The organism is Flavobacterium columnare NBRC 100251 = ATCC 23463, assembly GCF_002530675.1.
In the GTDB taxonomy this organism is placed as follows: domain Bacteria; phylum Bacteroidota; class Bacteroidia; order Flavobacteriales; family Flavobacteriaceae; genus Flavobacterium; species Flavobacterium columnare.
On record NZ_PCMX01000083.1, the window covers coordinates 1 to 18,950 of the forward strand.

General features: G+C 31.6%; 8 protein-coding genes and 1 pseudogene. 5 read left to right on the forward strand and 4 right to left on the reverse strand.

Translation table 11 applies throughout. The annotated features are described in order from the left end of the window. Positions 1 to 123 precede the first annotated feature (123 nt). Positions 124 to 357, forward strand: a complete 234-nt coding sequence (locus B0A78_RS14335) for a hypothetical protein (protein WP_123907292.1) — start codon at positions 124 to 126, stop codon at positions 355 to 357. Between the two features lie 463 nt (positions 358 to 820). Here B0A78_RS14335 and B0A78_RS11275 read toward each other — a convergent pair whose 3' ends face one another. Both B0A78_RS11275 and B0A78_RS11280 read right to left on the reverse strand, forming a co-directional pair. Beyond that, positions 821 to 2,227, reverse strand: coding sequence for a hypothetical protein (locus B0A78_RS11275; RefSeq protein WP_097609683.1), 1,407 nt, complete (start codon positions 2,225 to 2,227; stop codon positions 821 to 823). 61 nt (positions 2,228 to 2,288) lie between these two features. Continuing rightward, positions 2,289 to 2,822: pseudogene (locus tag B0A78_RS11280) on the reverse strand (phosphoribosylaminoimidazolesuccinocarboxamide synthase); the annotation flags it as partial. A gap of 385 nt (positions 2,823 to 3,207) precedes the next feature. Between B0A78_RS11280 and B0A78_RS11285 the strand changes: the two are divergent. Beyond that, a complete protein-coding gene (locus tag B0A78_RS11285; protein WP_014166349.1) occupies positions 3,208 to 4,206 on the forward strand; it encodes a transposase in 999 nt (332 codons plus the stop codon). A gap of 456 nt (positions 4,207 to 4,662) precedes the next feature. Here the strand turns inward: B0A78_RS11285 and B0A78_RS11290 are convergent, their stop codons facing one another. After that, positions 4,663 to 5,721 carry a 3-oxoacyl-ACP synthase III family protein gene (locus tag B0A78_RS11290; protein ID WP_014166348.1) on the reverse strand — a complete coding sequence of 353 codons (1,059 nt, stop codon included), beginning with the start codon at positions 5,719 to 5,721 and terminating at the stop codon, positions 4,663 to 4,665. 1,043 nt (positions 5,722 to 6,764) lie between these two features. Further along, positions 6,765 to 9,614, reverse strand: coding sequence for an aminomethyl-transferring glycine dehydrogenase (gcvP, locus tag B0A78_RS11295; RefSeq protein ID WP_014166347.1), 2,850 nt, complete (start codon positions 9,612 to 9,614; stop codon positions 6,765 to 6,767). 158 nt (positions 9,615 to 9,772) lie between these two features. On the opposite strand from gcvP, the gene B0A78_RS11300 reads away from it, so the two are divergent. From B0A78_RS11300 to B0A78_RS11310, 3 genes are all read left to right on the forward strand, one after another. Then, positions 9,773 to 15,463 (forward strand): alpha-2-macroglobulin family protein, encoded by a 5,691-nt coding sequence (locus tag B0A78_RS11300; RefSeq protein ID WP_097609684.1) that lies wholly within the window; start codon positions 9,773 to 9,775, stop codon positions 15,461 to 15,463. Between the two features lie 265 nt (positions 15,464 to 15,728). Next, positions 15,729 to 18,113, forward strand: a complete 2,385-nt coding sequence (pbpC, locus tag B0A78_RS11305) for a penicillin-binding protein 1C (RefSeq protein ID WP_014166345.1) — start codon at positions 15,729 to 15,731, stop codon at positions 18,111 to 18,113. Continuing rightward, on the forward strand, positions 18,106 to 18,927 hold the full coding sequence (locus tag B0A78_RS11310) for a hypothetical protein (protein WP_014166344.1): 822 nt from the start codon (positions 18,106 to 18,108) through the stop codon (positions 18,925 to 18,927). The genes pbpC and B0A78_RS11310 overlap by 8 nt, the downstream gene beginning before the upstream one ends. Positions 18,928 to 18,950 lie beyond the last annotated feature (23 nt).

An 18,950-nucleotide genomic window follows, 5' to 3' on the forward strand; every position in this document is an offset into this window, starting at 1 on the left:
CAACTTTTGTTCTTGATCCCATTTCATTCCACAAAAGATGTAATAATTCCTCAGAACATATTTGTGTTACCAATTCCTCCATATTGTCCAGAACTCAACCCTGCTGAGAAAATATGGCAATAGATGAAAGATAAAATTTCAATGAAAATTTATAATACTCTAGCTGAATTAAATCAAAAAATGGAAGAATTGATCAAAACAGCTGAGAATGAATTAATTAAATCAATAATAGGCTATGAGTTTTATATAAAAGCTTTTGCAGTATTTTTAAAGTTTAAATGGTGTTATTTGCTGTTTTTAAAAGATTTAATAGCCAAAAAAGTTGGTAAAACAACTGTTAGATATTCTAAAACATGACGTTTCGAATAGTTTATTGAAATTCGTTTCAATAAACTATTTTTATTTATGAAAAACTCAAAGAAAAAAAGCGATATCCAACTTGTAAAAGTCTAGAAATTATAAAATGAGAAATTCGACAAAATAAGCAACAATTTAAGAGTAAGAATTGCGGACAATTATTTACTGCTGAGAATAAATCAGTTTCAAATTCTAATAAATAAATTTGGTTTAAAAATTGGGTAATTGGGATGTGTTTATATTATAAAAGCCAAATGAAACAGTTTTTTGGCCATATTATTAGGTTCCTGATAATTAATAAAAAAGGATAGCTAAAAAACTATCCTTTTAATTATCGTATAATGATCAAACTTATTACGGATTGGTTGCTCCTCAGACAACCAAAGTCTTCTCTAATTTGATAGGACGCTATAAGAATTGAAAGGTAAAAAACAGTTGGTGTTTTTTTACCACATTCCCGTTTTTATAGATTGACTACTATTTCTCTTTTAAATTTATCTATAGTAGGATACCCATGAACAATAAAATTTAATTCAAGTATTAATTTACCTTGTTTTTTAACTGCTGACGCTATAGTAAAATCAGGTCTAAAGTGTATATCTTTATGTGCAATGTCTTGACTCAAAGGTATCAAAGTATCAAAAGAATCAGGATTATTGGTTTTTTCTTTTAACTTTAGCGCTAACTGTCCGTTTGATAAACGAATAATAAAATTATCTCCTAGGGTATTAATAATATTATCTTCTCTAATCATACCGTATTGAAGCTCTTTTTTAATTTTATTACGTAAAGGAGAAACTATTGCTTTTACATCTCCATCAGGTATATCTTTCAAAATATCTTGCATATAACGATCTAGTCCATCGGTTCTTTGAACTATAAATTCTTTAGGAAAGTCAGATAAAGGTTTGAAACCTGAAATTTGATAGTTAACAAGATAAACTAACTTTTCATTTCCTTTTCCTTTTCCTAATAAAGAAACAGCACACCTAATAAGATTATTATCATAATCTACACTGTACTTAGTATTAATCACTAAAACAAAATCATTTGGGATTCTAAACAACGTTTCTTTGAACTGTTCTAAATTTTCATGTACACCAGACACATAATATTTTCTTATTTCATCTTTGTTTAAAACAATCTTTTTTTTGTAGTATTTTTCTTTATCAAATTCAAAGGCTAAATTAAATGAATGTTTATTTTTATATTCTAAAATTACGCTTACAAATCTATCTACTATTTCGGAATTTTTTATTTCTGTAATTTTAATATTTTTTAAATCTTCAGAAGTAAATTTATATGCCTTATCAGAGTTTGGTTTTTTAGAATAGAAATCAAACCATTTACTTAGGTATTCTATAGTAAATAAATCAGTCTTTTTTAACCTATAAAGGGCATCAAAATCTAGATCTGTTAACTCTTCTGGATTGTTTTTAAATTCAGGTTTCCATTCCATTTTAATATTTTTGGCAATATGTGAATCTTCAGAATTATCATTAGGTCCATCTGACGAGCAAAAAAATGTATATGATTTAGAAAAGGATTTATTAGCAAATTTTCCTGAAATTTTTGCAATTACCTCTCCTTTAACAACATCTTTTTTTTCTATTATGGTATTCTCAACTAATAAATCAACCTGTTTATACCCTACTTTTTTAAGTCCTCTCGTGTTAGTGATACTATTAACGATTTCATCTGCCTTTTTAATAGATGTTACTGGAAAATCAAAATATTGTTTTATATCATTTTCTGTTGGGTCTTGAGCAGCTACATCAGTAGGTTGGTTTGTATTTAGATTAACCAAATCTTTATCATTACTACAAGATAGTAGTAAGTTAATCAAAAGAACTAAAATTACTTTTTTCATATTATTATATTTATAGACTTATTTTTATAAGTCAGATCAAGAGTGCAAATATAACAAAAGATTAAATATGTTTTTTTTCATTCAAAAAAGTTACAACATTCTTTTCAATTCGTTGATAAATATTTGAAATATCTGATTTCTCAAATTTTTCCCCAATAATATTTTCGTATAATTCTATATATCTATCAGAAACGGTTCCTATGTATTCGTCAGTCATTTCAGGTATTTCTTGCCCTTCCAACCCTTGAAATCCATTTGAAATTAACCACTGACGCACAAATTCTTTTGATAATTGTTTTTGATCTTCTCCTTTATTTTGTCTTTCTTGGTAACCATCAGCATAAAAATAGCGAGAGGAATCAGGTGTATGAATTTCATCAATTAAAACAATCGTTCCTTCTTTCGTTTTACCAAATTCATATTTAGTATCTACCAAAATTAATCCCTGTGATGCGGCAATTTCAGTACCTCTTTGAAACAAATCACGTGTATATTTTTCTAAAACTAAATAATCTTCTTCAGAAACAATTCCTTTGGCTAGAATTGTTTCTCTTGAAATATCTTCATCATGCACTCCTACCGCTGCTTTCAATGTTATTAAGTTAAGAGTTTAATTAGTTGAAATTCAGTTTTTTAATTTTGTTTTTTTGTGCTATTTTTTGTGTATTTATTTAGTAATCAGATAAATAATACAATGCAAAAAAAACAGCATTTCAGATTTTAACTACACTTCAGACAGAAATTTTTAATACTTTTCTAAAAGATAATTTTAAATCAAATCCTGAGGGTTTTACAAGAAACAGAAAACAATCTTTTTCAGGTACTATTTTGTTTATGCTAAATTTTTTAACAAAAGCCTATCTATAGAAATTGTAAACTTTTTAAGTTTCCTCAAAAGAAAAGATATTAAACAACCAATATTTAGTAAAAGTGGATTTGTTCAAGTACGCAAAAAGATAAATTCTGAAGTTTTTAAACACTTGAATCAAAAATTAGTTGAAGAATTTTACACAGAGAATTCAGGTGTTTTAAAACAATTTAAAGGCTTACGGATATTAGCAATGGATGGTTCTAGATTAACATTGCCTTTCAATAAAGAACTGGAAGATATTTACCGACAAACTAAAAATCAATCAAACACTTATATCATACAAGCAAAAGTTTGTGTGTTGTATGATTTACTAAACAAAATATGTATTAATGGTGTTTTGTCCTCTATTGATACTGATGAACGTATTCAAGCAAAACAACTTTTAGAGTATTGCCAATCGAGTGATTTGATAATTTATGAACATTATCAAAAGCGATTAAATTTCATTATCAGAATGCCTTTGGATTTTAGTCAGGTTGTGAAAGACTTTGTAAAAAGTGGTAAGCATTCACAAATTGTTGGAATAAAACCTAGTCAAAAGAAAAGTTTTGAAAACAAACCTTATGATAAAAACGCGATTTCAAATATTCGATTATTACGTATAGTTCTACCTGGAGGAGGAGTCGAAATTTTAGCAACATCTCTTTTAGATAACAAACAATATGGTAATGAAATTTTTAAAGAATTATATTTTCAAAGATGGAAAATAGAGACCTACTATGATGAGTTGAAAAACAAACTAAAAGTCGAAGAATTTTCAGGTTATTCAAATCAAAGTATTATGCAAGATTTTTACTCAACTTTATTTGTAAGCAATATTCAGATCCTTATTGAGAGTGAACTTAACGAGGAAAGAAAAGAAGAACAAAAAAATAGAAAACATGAATATAAAATAAACACTTCTTTGTCTTATGGATTTATGAAAGATAGAATTTTAGAACTATTTTTCACTAAAGGCGATATGAACGAAATTATAAATGAGCTTAAGAAATTATTTAAAGATCATTTGATACCTATAAGACCAAATAGAGGCTTTGAACGAAAAATAGGGAAATACAGGGGTAGAATAAAAGGATTAGTTGCTAAAAATCAAAAAGATAGTTTGTGAAAATTTCTTAATTTAATGACATTGGGAGCGGGTGTAAGAGGCCCAGTCACATTGCCTTGGCTATCTATAGTATAAACCGCCCCAGTCCACCAGTAGGATTGGCTCTTGTTATAACCGTGTTACTACCCCCTGGAATGGTATTACTCATGTGTTTTTTACTGTTAATTCTAATAAAGAGTTAGTTGTGTTAGAAGTGAAAAATTCAGATAAAAATATACGTCAAATTAAAAACGGCTTTAAATTCTAAATCAGTAGAGGAAGCTAGTTTAGTTGTAGGGAAGATTTATAGTGTAATTGTTAGATTAAAACAATAATACACAAATTGTGGTTTAATTGGAGTGTTTTAAAGGGAAGTTTTATAGTAAAGAGAGTATAAATAATACTTTTTATGAATATGCTCTTATTTAAGAAAAAAGAGACCGTTTAAAAGACCGTCTCTTTTTGTTTAAAATTTATCTAATACCTATATACAATAGCATTAATATTCATTCCTGCTCCTACCGATGCAAAAATGATTACATCTCCCTTATTAATCTGTTGATTTTTGATTTCGCCTTTAATAATTAGATTAAATAAAGTTGGAATAGTTGCTACACTTGAATTACCTAATTTATGAATGCACATAGGCATAATACCTTCAGGAGGTGTTTGTTTGTATTGTTTGTAAAAACGTTGGATAATGGCTTCATCCATTTTTTCATTAGCTTGATGAATCAATACTTTTTTTACTTCGTTAATACTTATACCGCTTTTATCCAGACATTCTTTCATCGCCTTTGGAACATTGTTTAATGCAAATTCATAAATTTTTCGTCCGTGCATTTTAATGTAACGTACGTCAGGATTATGGCTTTTATTAAAAGAATTTCCGAAATGTAAATAATAAGCTTCGTCATAAGTAAAACTAGCCGATTCATAGGCTAAAATACCCCCTTCATCTTCTGATGATTCAATGATGGTAGCACCAGCTCCATCAGAATAAATCATGCTATCGCGATCATGTAAATCAACAACTCGCGACAAAGTTTCGGCACCAATTACTAAACATTTTTTTGCCATTCCCGCCTGAATAAAGGCTTTTGCTTGAATAATGCCTTCTATCCAGCCAGGACAGCCAAAAAGCATATCATAAGCTACACATTTAGGGTTTTTAATACGCAAATTGTGTTTTACACGAGTGGCTAAGCTTGGTAAAATATCGGTTTGTATTGCAGCATGTTTTACATTGCCGAAATTATGTGCAAAAATAATGTAATCTAAAGTTTCAGGATCTATACCTGCATCTTCTATAGCACGTTTAGCAGCTATAGCTCCAATATCGGAAGTTAATAAATCATTTGTAACATATCTGCGTTCTTCAATTCCGGTAATGTCGTAAAATTTTTCTGTAATTGTTTCGTTGGGTAGAGGGAAAGGTGTGCCATCGTCATTTAAAAAAATATGTTTGGCAAAATCTAGATTGGTTACAATTTCAGTAGGGATATAGCTTCCTGAACCAGTTATTTTAATGTTCATTGTAATTGGGTTTTGAAAACTACTAATTTAGACAAACAAATCTTTTGATTGGCTGTAAATTCTATTTAAGGTCTTTTTTTGTTAATTATGTAAAGAAACTTATTTTTAATTATGATAAATTCTTTTTAATAAGTTTTTTTTTGGTAATAATAAAATAATAATTCCTTGGATAAAAAAACAATTAAAACAATTAATAAAGATAGAAGGGTTAATTTATTATAAAAATATGGGTAGAATAAGAAGAATACTATTTTTAGGGGAAGCTTTTTTAATGTTATTGTTGATTTTTTGTTCCTTTATACGTCTTCCCACAAGGAGAAATGCTGTTATTATAGTCCCTTTTATTTGCCACACCACCACGAATATGTATATCTTTTTCTTGCTCAATTACAGAAGATTTAATAGTGAAATAGTCTTATCAAACTCTAAGATTCCTTTTAAAGCATAACGAGTGTTTTTATTTTTATGACTTTTTGTATTTGTGAACTATTGCCCAAACGGGTTCATGTCTTTTTGTCTAAGTTGTTTTTGAATTTCTTTACTTAATCCTTTTTTTGTAGCATTCATTAAAAGCAGAGCCTTATATCATGTCAAAAAATACAATTTTGAACTTTGTATAATTCTACCACTACGAAGAGAAATTCTTTTTATCCATTTATAACTCTCTCTGCTTGGTATCTAAAAAGCTCTTTTAATCTAGATTATCTGTTAGACTTTGTAATGAAGAGGAAAAGGGCAAAGGAGGTAAAAAGGGACGGAAATTTTTTACAACAGCTATCGTTTTGCATTGAGGAGAAAAAAGTGAGTACTTTTTTGGATTCAAAGTTATTTATATTTGTAATAAATCTCTAATGGGTAATCTAGGTTAAATCACACTTATATCTATCTTATTTCGTTGTTCCATCCCACAGATTTTTGACTTCATCCATAATCAGATTGTTTAAGGAGTCTTTGTTAGCTGGGTAATAAGAAAACTCTTTGTTTTCTGAAAAACAAAGAGTTTAAGGTTATAATGTAGAATAATAAAAAAGGCTTTCTTTCTATTAGCTTTCTATATACGCTTCAATAGGAGCACATGAGCAAACCAGATTTCTGTCTCCATACGCATCATCTACACGACGTACTGTAGGCCAGAATTTATTTTCGGTAATATACTCTAATGGATATGCTGCTTTTTCTCTTGAGTAAGGTAAATCCCAAGTATCAGCTGTTAACATACTTAAGGTATGCGGTGCATTTTTTAAAGGATTGTTAGGATTGTCAATAGTTGCCTCAGCAATTTCTTTTCTGATGGAAATCATGGCTTCACAAAAACGATCTAATTCTGCTAAATCTTCCGATTCAGTAGGTTCTACCATTAAGGTTCCAGCTACAGGGAAAGACACTGTAGGAGCGTGGAAACCATAATCCATCAAGCGTTTGGCTATATCACCTACTTCAATCCCGTTTTGTTTGAATTCACGACAATCTAAAATCATTTCGTGAGCTGCACGTCCCATTTCGCCTGAATATAAAACAGGGTAATGTTCTTCTAAACGCGCTTTCATATAGTTTGCGTTTAGAATAGCGTGTTCTGTAGAAGCTTTTAAACCTTCAGCCCCTAACATAGAAATGTAGCCATAAGATATTAAACATACCAAAGCGGATCCAAAAGGAGCTGCAGAAATAGCTGAAATAGCATCTTTACCACCAGTTGCTATCACAGGATTGGTAGGTAAGAAGTTAACCAGTTTTTCGTTTACACAAATTGGTCCAACACCTGGTCCACCGCCACCATGTGGGATAGCAAATGTTTTGTGTAGGTTTAAGTGACAAACATCAGCACCAATGGTAGCTGGATTCGTTAAACCTACTTGTGCATTCATGTTAGCACCGTCCATATAAACTAAACCACCATTTTCGTGAATTAGGTTTGTAATTTCAATAATGGTAGATTCATAAACTCCATGCGTAGAAGGGTAAGTTACCATTAAACAAGATAAATTATCTTTGTGTTCAATAGCTCTTGCTTTTAAATCTTCAACATCTATATTTCCTTCAGGAGTTGTTTTAGTAACGATAATTTTCATTCCTGCCATAGCCGCTGAAGCTGGATTTGTTCCATGAGCAGAAGAAGGAATAAGACAGACATTACGATGTCCTTCATTACGTGAAATATGATAAGCACGAATAGCCATTAAACCAGCGTATTCACCTTGAGCACCTGAGTTTGGTTGTAATGAAGTACCTTTAAAGCCAGTTACTGTATTTAATTGTTCTTCTAGTTTTTTCAACATCGTTAGATAACCTTGCACTTGATTAGCTGGAGCAAAAGGGTGAATGTTATTCCAATTTGGTAATGAAAGAGGAAGCATTTCAGCGGCAGCATTTAATTTCATAGTACAAGAACCTAATGAAATCATAGAATGATTTAATGATAAATCTTTGCGTTCTAGTTTTTTAATATAACGCATCAGTTGACTTTCAGAATGATGATTGTTAAATACATCATGTTGTAAGAAAGTAGAGGTTCTAATTAAGTTGGAAGGAATATGATTTTCTGTTGCTAGTTCTGAAACATGAATTGCTGATTTTCCAGTTGCTTCGGCAAAGATGGAAAGAATGGTGTTAATATCTGCAATTGAAGTGGTTTCATTAAAAGAAATGGCAACACAGTTTTCATTTGGATAAAAGAAGTTGAATTCATTCTTTTCAGCAATTTCTTTTACTTTAAGGCTATCTGCTTTTACTAAAAGTGTATCAAAGAAAGAAGAATTTACTTGATTAATTCCTAAAGAGGCTAATGCTTTTGAAGTAGTTACTGCGGAAGCATGTATTTTATTGGCAATATACTGTAATCCTTTTGGACCATGATAAACAGCGTACATACCAGCCATAACGGCTAATAATACTTGTGCTGTACAAATATTAGAAGTGGCTTTTTCACGTTTAATATGTTGTTCGCGAGTACCTAATGCCATACGTAAGGCACGGTTTCCGTTTGCATCTATAGAAACGCCAATAATTCGACCTGGCATCGAGCGTTTGTACTCTTCTTTAGTGGCAAAATAGCCCGCATGAGGACCTCCAAAACCCATTGGGATCCCAAAACGTTGTGTGGTCCCTACTACAACTGCTGCTCCTAGTTCGCCAGGAGGTGTTAATTTTGCTAAAGATAAAATATCAGCCGCTACCGCTACCTTAATATCATTTTCAGCCGCATTTGTTATAAATTGACTATAGTCATATACTTGACCATATTTTCCAGGGTATTGTAATATAGCTCCAAAAAAATCAGTAGAAAAATCAAATGTTTCGTGATTACCAATTACCAACTCAATGTTTAATGGAGTGGCACGGGTTTCTAAAATGGATAGCGTTTGTGGTAATATTTCTTCTGAAACGAAAAATTTGTTTACATTGTTTTTCTTTTGATCTCGTGTTCTAACATCGAAAAGGAGCGTCATTGCCTCAGCTGCAGCGGTTCCTTCGTCTAATAAAGAGGCATTTGCAATTTCCATACCAGTTAACTCTATGATAGTAGTTTGGAAATTTAATAAGGCTTCTAGACGACCTTGAGCAATTTCAGCTTGATAAGGAGTATAAGCCGTATACCATCCTGGGTTTTCAAAAATATTTCTTTGGATAACAGGAGGAACAATTGCAGGATGATATCCCATTCCAAGGTATGATTTGAAAACTTTGTTTTTACTGCCTAGCTGCGTGATATGAGCTAAGTACTCATATTCAGTCATGGGAGCGTCTAATGTAATGTCTTCTTTTAACCGAATTCCATCTGGAAACGTTTCGTATAATAATTGGTCAATGTTTTCTACACCAATTGTTTTAAACATGTGTTGAAGGTCTTCTTCTCTTGGACCAATGTGTCTTAAAGCAAATGCATCTGTTCTCATTCAATCAAAAAATAATGTGTTGTTTTGAGTGCATCAAAATTACTACTATTTAACTAATATTTGTAGCTGTTTAACGAAATTAATTTTTATGTGATATTTGTATGTATTAAAAACTGTACATTTACGTTAATTATTCAAGTAAACAAAATTTTAAAAACATGAAATTATCCAGGCTTTTTGCGTTGTTTTGTGCAATTTTATTTCAATTTTCTTGCTCCAAAAAAGCATCTGATTTTGATTCTAATTTTGGGTTATTTAAAGGGTATATTTCGGCTTTTACTTCTGGATTTGTTTCGGTTAAGTCGGATATTCGAGTTCAATTAGATTTTAATAATCCCACTTGGAAAGTAAATCAAGAGTTAGATTCTGATTTGTTTGATATAACCCCTAGTGTAAGTGGAAAAGTCGTGGCACTTTCTTCTAACACAGTAGCTTTTGTTCCAAAAGATAAATTCGATCAAAATACGTTATATCAAGTAACCTTAAATCTTGGGAAAATAAAATCAGTTCCAAAAGAATTAGAAGAGTTTAAATTTTCTTTAAAAACAATCAAACAAGATTTTATTGTTAAAACAGATGAATTGCAATCATCAGATAAAGAAACCTATTATTTGGTAGGGACAGTAAAAACTGCCGATGTGGCTGATTTTGACGACGTAGAAGATGTGTTAGAATGCTCACAAGAGGGAGATGATTTAGCTATTACTTTTGATAAAGAGGAAAGTACCAATACGGAGTTTAAGTATCGCGTAGAAGGAATTAAACGTTTTGATGAGGCCAGTGAAATAGTACTTGAATGGGATGGTGATGAAATTGATGCAGAAAACGAAGGAAAATCTAAATTAGCAATACCTGCAAAAAATGATTTTAAAGTAATGAGTGTTGAGGTAGGAGATGAAAACAATCAGTCATTACTAATTAATTTTTCAGACCCCTTGAAAAAAGACCAAGATTTTAATGGTTTAGTAAATATTCAAAATACAAATGGAGTCAAATATGCTACTACGGGTAATGTTTTGAAAGTATTTTTTAATAATTATAAACCCGAAAAAGAAGAAGTTATTGTAGCAGAACCTGTTCAAATAACAACAGTTGCAGATGTGGATACCGCAGCTACTGCTGTAGACTCAGCAGCAACAGTTGTTCAAGAAGAAGTCGTAGATTCAGTAGAAACCGTTTCTGTATCAGATGAAACTCAAGAATCCTATGTTGAAGAAGAAACGGAGCAAGAAACAGAAGAAATTCAAACAACGGAACTAAATGGATCTAAATTAGTAGAGATTTTTCAAGGGATTAAGAACATTTATGGGGATGAACTAAAAGAAAATTACTCAAAAACAATTGATTTTGAATCTATAAAACCAGCCGTTAGACTAATTAAAAACGGAACTATTTTACCAAGTTCCAACCATTTACAAATAAATTTTGAAGCGGCTAATTTGAAAAAGGTAAATGTGAAAATATATAAAATATATGAAAACAATATTTTACAATTTTTACAAGATAATGAATTGAATGGCAATAGAAACCTCAAAAAAGTAAGCCAACCAGTTGCCAAAACCACTCTTGAATTAAAACAAAATGAGCTTTTAGATTATAGTAAATGGAATACTTATGCTCTTGATTTATCAAAAATTATAGAATCAGATCCTGGTTCTATTTATAGAGTAGAGTTTTCATTCAAAAAAAGTGACGCATTGTATAAATGTTCAGGCGATAATGAAGAAATCGTAGAGGAGGAAGAAGTAGAAGAAGATGATGTAAACTATAGTGGAGAAGATTATGATTACTATTATGAGGAAGACTACGAATGGTTACAAAGTCAAGATCCGTGTACGGATTATTATTATAACAACACAAAGATATCAACAAATGTTCTAGCTACTGATTTAGGAGTGATAGCTAAGAGGGGAAACAATAAGAGTATAACGATTGCAGTAAGTGATATTGTATCAACTGACCCCGTAAGTGGTGCAACAGTAGATTTATACACTTATCAACAACAAAAAATAGCCACTTCAACTACTGATGGTGATGGAATCGCTAAATTTGACTTAAAGAAATTTGCTTATTTTGCTATAGTAAAACAAGGTAAAAACACAACTTATGTTAAATTAGATGATGAACTGTCTTTATCATTGAGTAATTTTGATGTAGCAGGAGAATCTCTACAAAAAGGATTAAAAGGATATATTTATGGAGAAAGAGGCGTTTGGCGTCCTGGTGATTCGATTCATTTATCATTTATTCTAAATGATAATGCCAATAAAATTCCTGTAAACCATCCGATCAAATTTAGATTGAATGACCCAATGGGAAAAACCATTTATCAGTATATTCATAAAACAAATGAAGAAAACCATTATCGTTTTGATTTAGTAACGAATACTTCAGCTCCAACAGGTAATTGGGAAGCAATGATAAGTGTAGGAGGAGCTAATTTTTATAAGAGTATAAAAATTGAAACGATTAAGCCTAATAGGCTAAAAATTAAAAACAGTTTTAATAAAGATATACTTTCTGTTTCAAAAAATAACAACAATACCGTTAAAGTTACTTGGATGCACGGAGCTGTTGCTAAAGATCTAAAAACAGAAGTACAAGCAAAGTTTACACAACAAGTTACCTCTTTTAAAGGATATGATAAATTTGTATTTGATGATCCTACAAGATCTTTTTCAACAGAAGAAATAAATGTATATTCAGGAAAAATTAACCAACAAGGTTTAACCCGTTTTTCTATAGATCCAACTTTACATGGACAAGCGCCTGGAATGTTGAATGCTGCGTTTATTACCAAAGTGTATGAAAATGGAGGCGATGTAAGCACTGATGTAAGTATGGTGAAATATTCGCCATACCCAACCTATGTAGGAATTAAAACACCAGAGCCTAACAAATACGGATTGTTAGAAACAGGAAAAAATAATCGTTACGAGTTTGTAACACTTAACGAAAATGGAAAACCCAAACCTGTTAAAGGATTACAAGTAAGGATTTATAAAATAGATTCTAGATGGTGGTGGGACGAATCTTCCGATAAGTTATCAAATTACAGTACCAGTACCTCAACAACCGCTTATAAAACGTATGTAATTAATACCAATTCATCAGGGCGTGGAGAAATAGCATTCTCTGTTCCCGAAAATGATTGGGGACGTTATTTAATCAGAGCTATTGATCCGAATGATGGTCATGCAACAGGAAATACGGTGTTTTTAGATTACCCTTATTGGTCTGAACGTTCTAAAAATACAGATGGAAAAGAAGCGGCTATGTTGCGTTTTTCTACAGACAAAAAAGAATACCATGTAGGCGAAACAGCTAAAATATTTTTCCCATCAAGTGAAGGGGGACGTGCTTTGATTTCTATTGAAAATGGATCAAGAGTAGTAAAAACTTTTTGGCAAAAAACATCCGACGGAGAAACGCAAGTAGATTTAGATATTACGCCAGATATGGCTCCTAATGTATATATTAATATTACTATGTTACGTCCGCACGCATCTGCCAAAAACGATGCTCCTATTCGTATGTATGGTCTGGTTCCGATTAGTGTAATAGATAAAGAAACTATTTTAAAACCTAAAATAGAAATGCCCGATGTAGTGCGACCTGAAAAAACAGTAGATGTAAAAGTAAGTGAAGAAAACGGTAAGCCAATGACCTATACAATTGCAGTTGTTGATGAAGGACTATTAGATCTAACCCGATTTAAAACCCCGAACGCTTGGGATAGTTTTTATGCTCGCGAGGCATTAGGTGTTCGTACCTGGGATATTTATGATAATGTAATTGGAGCGTATGGAGGACGAGTAAATCAAATATTTAGTATAGGAGGTGATGCCGAAAGAGGAGGGGCTAATGCTAAAAAAGCAAATCGTTTTAAACCTGTAGTCATGTACTTTGGGCCATTTAAATTAAATGGAGGCACTAAAACGCATACAATCAAATTACCAAAATATATTGGTTCAGTCAAAACAATGGTAGTAGCGGCTAATGCTGAAAAAGGAGCGTATGGTATGGCAGAAAAAAGTACCGCGGTAAAAAGCCCATTAATGGTATTAGCTTCCTTGCCTAGAAAAATTTCACCTTCTGAAAAAGTAACCTTGCCAGTTACGCTCTTTGCTACTGAAAACCATATAAAAAATGTAACAGTTCAAGTAAAAACAAACAATGCAGTTAAGTTAACCAGCCCAGCTATACAAAAAATATATTTTGCAAATCCAGATGAAAAAATGGCTTATTTTGATGTAAGTGTAGGCAATACAACTGGTATAGGAAAACTTCAAGTAATAGCAACTTCAGGGAACGAAAAATCAATATATGAAGTAGAAATAGATGTAATAAATCCTAATCCAGTTACAACTCTTACAACGGATGCTTTATTAGCCGGAAATGCTAAAAAAACAATGACATGGAAAATCTTTGGTGTTGCAGGCAGCAATCATGCAATGGTAGAAATAGCATCAATTCCTACTATTGATTTTGGAAGGCGTTTAGATTATCTTATTCAATATCCTCATGGTTGTGTAGAACAAACCACTTCTTCTGTATTTCCACAATTATATTTAACGGATGTAATAGATGTAGATTCCAATAAAAAGAGTCAAATACAACGTAATGTTACAGCAGGGATCGAACGATTAACTAGTTTTCAATTATCAACAGGAGGAATGGCTTATTGGCAAGGAAATACCACTCCCGATGATTGGGGAACGAGTTATGCGGGTCATTTTATGTTAGAAGCTGAGAAAAAAGGATACCATTTGCCATTGAATTTTAAATCTAAATGGATTGGCTATCAACAAAAAATAGCTAAAAATTGGCGAATGGAATTAGATTATAACACGGATTTAAATCAAGCGTATCGTTTGTATACTTTAGCTTTAGCAGGAGTTCCAGATTTAGCATCAATGAACCGTTTAAGAGAAACGAAAGGAATTACAAATGAAACAAAACTTCGTTTGGCAGCAACTTACGCTTTAGTAGAACAAAGCAGTGCCGCAAATGCCTTATTGTTAAAATCAAATATTAATGATACTGCAAGTCAATATTATTATAGCTATGGTTCCGAAGACAGAAATAGGGCGATGACTTTAGAAAGTTTAGTATTGTTAGGACAAAAGCAAAAAGCTTTTACAATGGCAGTCAAATTAGCTAAAAATTTATCATCAGATCAATGGATGAGTACACAGACTACGGCTTACTCATTGTATGCAATGGCAAAATTTGCTAAGTACAACGGTGGAAAAGGAATTAGCATTGAGTTGACAAATGGAGGTAAATCAGTATATATAAATACTTCAAAAGCCATTGTACAAAGGACTCTTGTTCGTGGAATGCTAGATATTAAAAACAATAAAAACAATACTTTGTTTGTTAGAATTATTAATAGCGGAATTTTACCAGTAGGAAAAGAACAACCTACTTCTAACAATGTTTCTGCTTCAGTCGTGTTTAAAGATAAAAAAGGAAAAATAGTTACGATTTCTAAAATAGCTCAAGGAACAGAATTAATAGCTGAAATAATATTAAAAAATCAAAAGAATGAAATGGTTCCTAATATAGCATTAACGCAAATAGTACCTTCAGGATTTGAAATTGTGAATACTCGTTATACTGATTTCGGTAATGCAACAGAAAATATGGCCGATTATATTGATATGCGAGACGATAGAGCCAATTATTATTTTAGTTTAAAATCAGGAGAAACCAGAGTCTTTAAAATGCTTATTAATGCGTCTTATTTAGGAAACTATTATCTGCCAGGAGCACAGTGTGAAGCCATGTACGACCACAGTTTTATGGCTCGAACGAAAGGAAAATGGGTGCAAATTGTGAAATGAAAAATAAAGAGTTTCTTTAAGAAGAAAAAAAATAACCTTTAGTCTGTGACTTCTCTTAATAGAGAAGTCACATGATTGATGTTATATTACTTGGTTTACCCTGTTTAGTTCTTTTATAAGTACTGAACAGGATGAAGTTAAAAATACGATCGTAATTTTTTTAGATGGCTTCTTGTAGAATATACCGAGAGAGTTTACCAAGTATAGAGATACGTTGTGTTCTAAAATATTTCTCTATAAAAAATATCGAAAAATTTAATTATGAATGGAATTAATACACAAATTCTATAATCTCACTTTTGTAAAAAGAATTAAAAATTGGATAATAAAAAACAAAAAAAAAGCAATCGTTGGATTCATTTTTTTACTTCTTTATTATTTCTCTTTACCACGTACACTTTTTGTAGAGCCTTATTCAACCGTAATAGAAAGTAATACAGGTGAACTATTGGGCGCAAAAATTGCAAGCGATGGTCAATGGCGTTTTCCAGAGCAAGACTCTATTCCTGATAAATTCAAACAATGTGTCGTTTATTTTGAGGACGAACACTTTTATCATCATTTTGGATTTAATCCTGTAGCTATGGTTAAAGCAGTAAAACAAAATAAAACTGCGGGAAAAGTGGTTCGAGGAGGAAGTACAGTAACACAACAGGTCATTCGCTTGGCTAGAAAAAATAAAAAACGAACCTACTTCGAAAAAATTATTGAAATTATTCTGGCCACTCGATTAGAATTTAGACACTCAAAACAAAGAATCTTAGAATTATATGCTGCACATGCCCCTTTTGGAGGAAATGTAGTAGGATTAGAAATGGCTGCTTGGCGTTATTTTGGAGTGCAACCACACCAATTATCATGGGCTGAAAGTGCTACTTTAGCAGTGCTGCCTAATGCTCCACGACTTATATATCCAGGTAAAAATCAGCAATTATTACTAAGAAAACGAAATCGGTTACTTAAAAAATTATTAGACAATAAAGTAATTGATCAAATGACCTTTGATTTAGCACTAACAGAATCTTTGCCTCAAAAACCTTACGATTTACCTCAAATAGCACCGCATTTATTACAAAAAGTAGCGAAAGAAAATTCACAACAAAAAATTGTAACAACAATTGATGTTTCCCTGCAAAATAGAGTAAACCAAATAGTACGACAATATTATAGCCAGTATAGCCAAAATGAGGTTCATAATATGGCTGTTATTGTATTAGATGTAAGAAATAGAAACATACTCAGCTATGTAGGAAATACCCCTACAGATGCTAATCATGACAAAGATGTTGATATCATTACAGCTCCTCGAAGCACAGGAAGCATTTTAAAACCTTTGCTTTTTGCTTCTATGTTAGATGATGGCGAGTTGTTGTCTAATACTTTAGTGGCTGATATTCCCACTCAAATATCAGGGTATATGCCTCAAAATTATAATTTAACGTTTGACGGAGCTGTGCCTGCGCAACGAGCACTTTCAAGATCATTAAACATTCCAGCCGTATTAATGTTACAAGAACACGGAGTTCATAAATTTTACGAAACATTAAAACAATACAAGTTAAAAAATATTAATAAACATCCTGATCATTATGGATTATCGTTAATATTAGGAGGTGCTGAAAGTAATTTGTGGGATTTGAGTAGGACCTATGCTAATTTAACTTCAACCTTAAATTATTATAATGAATTTAAACAATATCGCAAATATGAATTTAGCGAACTCAATTACAAAAAAGATTTTCAACCAAATTTTGGAACGGAACAAGACCAAAAAGAAGTAGTAGGAGCAGGAGCAATATACCTTACTTATGAAGCTATGAAAGAAGTCAATAGACCAGCAGAAGATGAGGCTTGGCGTTTTTATGATTCCTCTATCCAATTAGCTTGGAAAACAGGTACTAGTTTTGGAAATAGAGATGCTTGGGCTATAGGTACAAATAATGATTACGTGGTAGGCGTATGGGTAGGAAATGCGTCAGGAGAAGGACGACCACAATTAACAGGTATTGATAGTGCAGCACCTGTTTTATTTGACGTATTTAATTTATTGCCTAGAAAAAAATGGTTTAAACCACCTATTTCTGATTTAGTTGAAAAAGAATGTTGTGTTCAAAGTGGTTATTTAGCCAAGACAGGATGTCCTAAAGTAAAGCAAATGATTCCCAAAAACGGAACAAAAACAACAATATGCCCTTTTCATAAAACCATTCATTTAGACATTACAAAACAGTTTCAAGTAAATAACACTTGTGAAGATGTCGATAAAATAGTAACCCAATCGTGGTTTGTATTGCCCCCCGTTATGGAATGGTACTATAAAGGATTACATATAGATTATAAACCATTGCCCCCATACCGTCAAGATTGTCAGGGAGCCTCTCAAGGTACTATGGGATTTATTTATCCTAAAGCTAATAGTAAAATTTATCTAACAAAAAATTTTCAAGGAAAAATACAACCTGTAATTTTTAAAATAGCCCACTCTAATCGAGAATCAAAGCTATATTGGTATATTGATAAAGAATTTAAAGGTACCACACAAACTTTTCACGAAATGCCAATTATAACATCTACAGGAAGACATCTTATAACGGTAGTAGATGAAAAAGGAATGGAACTTAAGCAATATGTAACCATTGAAAATGAGTAGATTTTTAAAAAACATTTTTGATTTTTATATAAATAGTAGCATTCATGTTGCTTTAGCTGTTTTTGCCTTTGTGCAAATTAGCTGTATTGAATTTCATATTTCAAATACTAATAATGTTAGAGAGTTTGCATTCTATGGTACGATTGTAGGTTACAATTTTATTAAATACGATGAATTAACCAGAGTTAGAAAACGGGTTTGGCATAAGCAATTAAAATGGATCGTTTCGTTAAGTTTTGTTTCGGTATTATGCTGTGGTTATTACTTCTTTCAATTCAACAGCATAACTCAAATTACAGCAATAGGAGTACTTTTACTTACGGGATTTTATACCTTGCCCATAGTACCTAAAAAAACTAATTTTAGAAACTGGAGCGGAGTAAAAATATATTTAGTGGCTTTGAGTTGGGCTATTGTAACCGTTTGGTTACCCATTTTTAATACTGAATTAGTTATAAAATATGATGTTGTTTTTTATTTCATTCAAAGATTTCTTGTTGTGTTTGTTTTGATGCTTATTTTTGAAATCGTTGATTTGTCAAAAGACAAATTAAGTTTACAAACTATTCCGCAGCAAATAGGAGTGAGACAAACAAAATGGTTAGGGTATGTTTTGTTGGTTATTTGTGTATTATTGGAAGTTTTTAAATTCAACAGCAATGGCAATTTCAATAATCAATTAGTAGCATTGCAATTGATATTGCCATTTTTTATTGCTATTGCATTATTTTTTGCTACCCCTAATCGTTCTAAATACTATACGTCTTTTTGGGTGGAGGCAATACCTATTGTTTGGTATTTGTTTTTTTATTAAAATAAAAAAACTCCCGAAGGAGT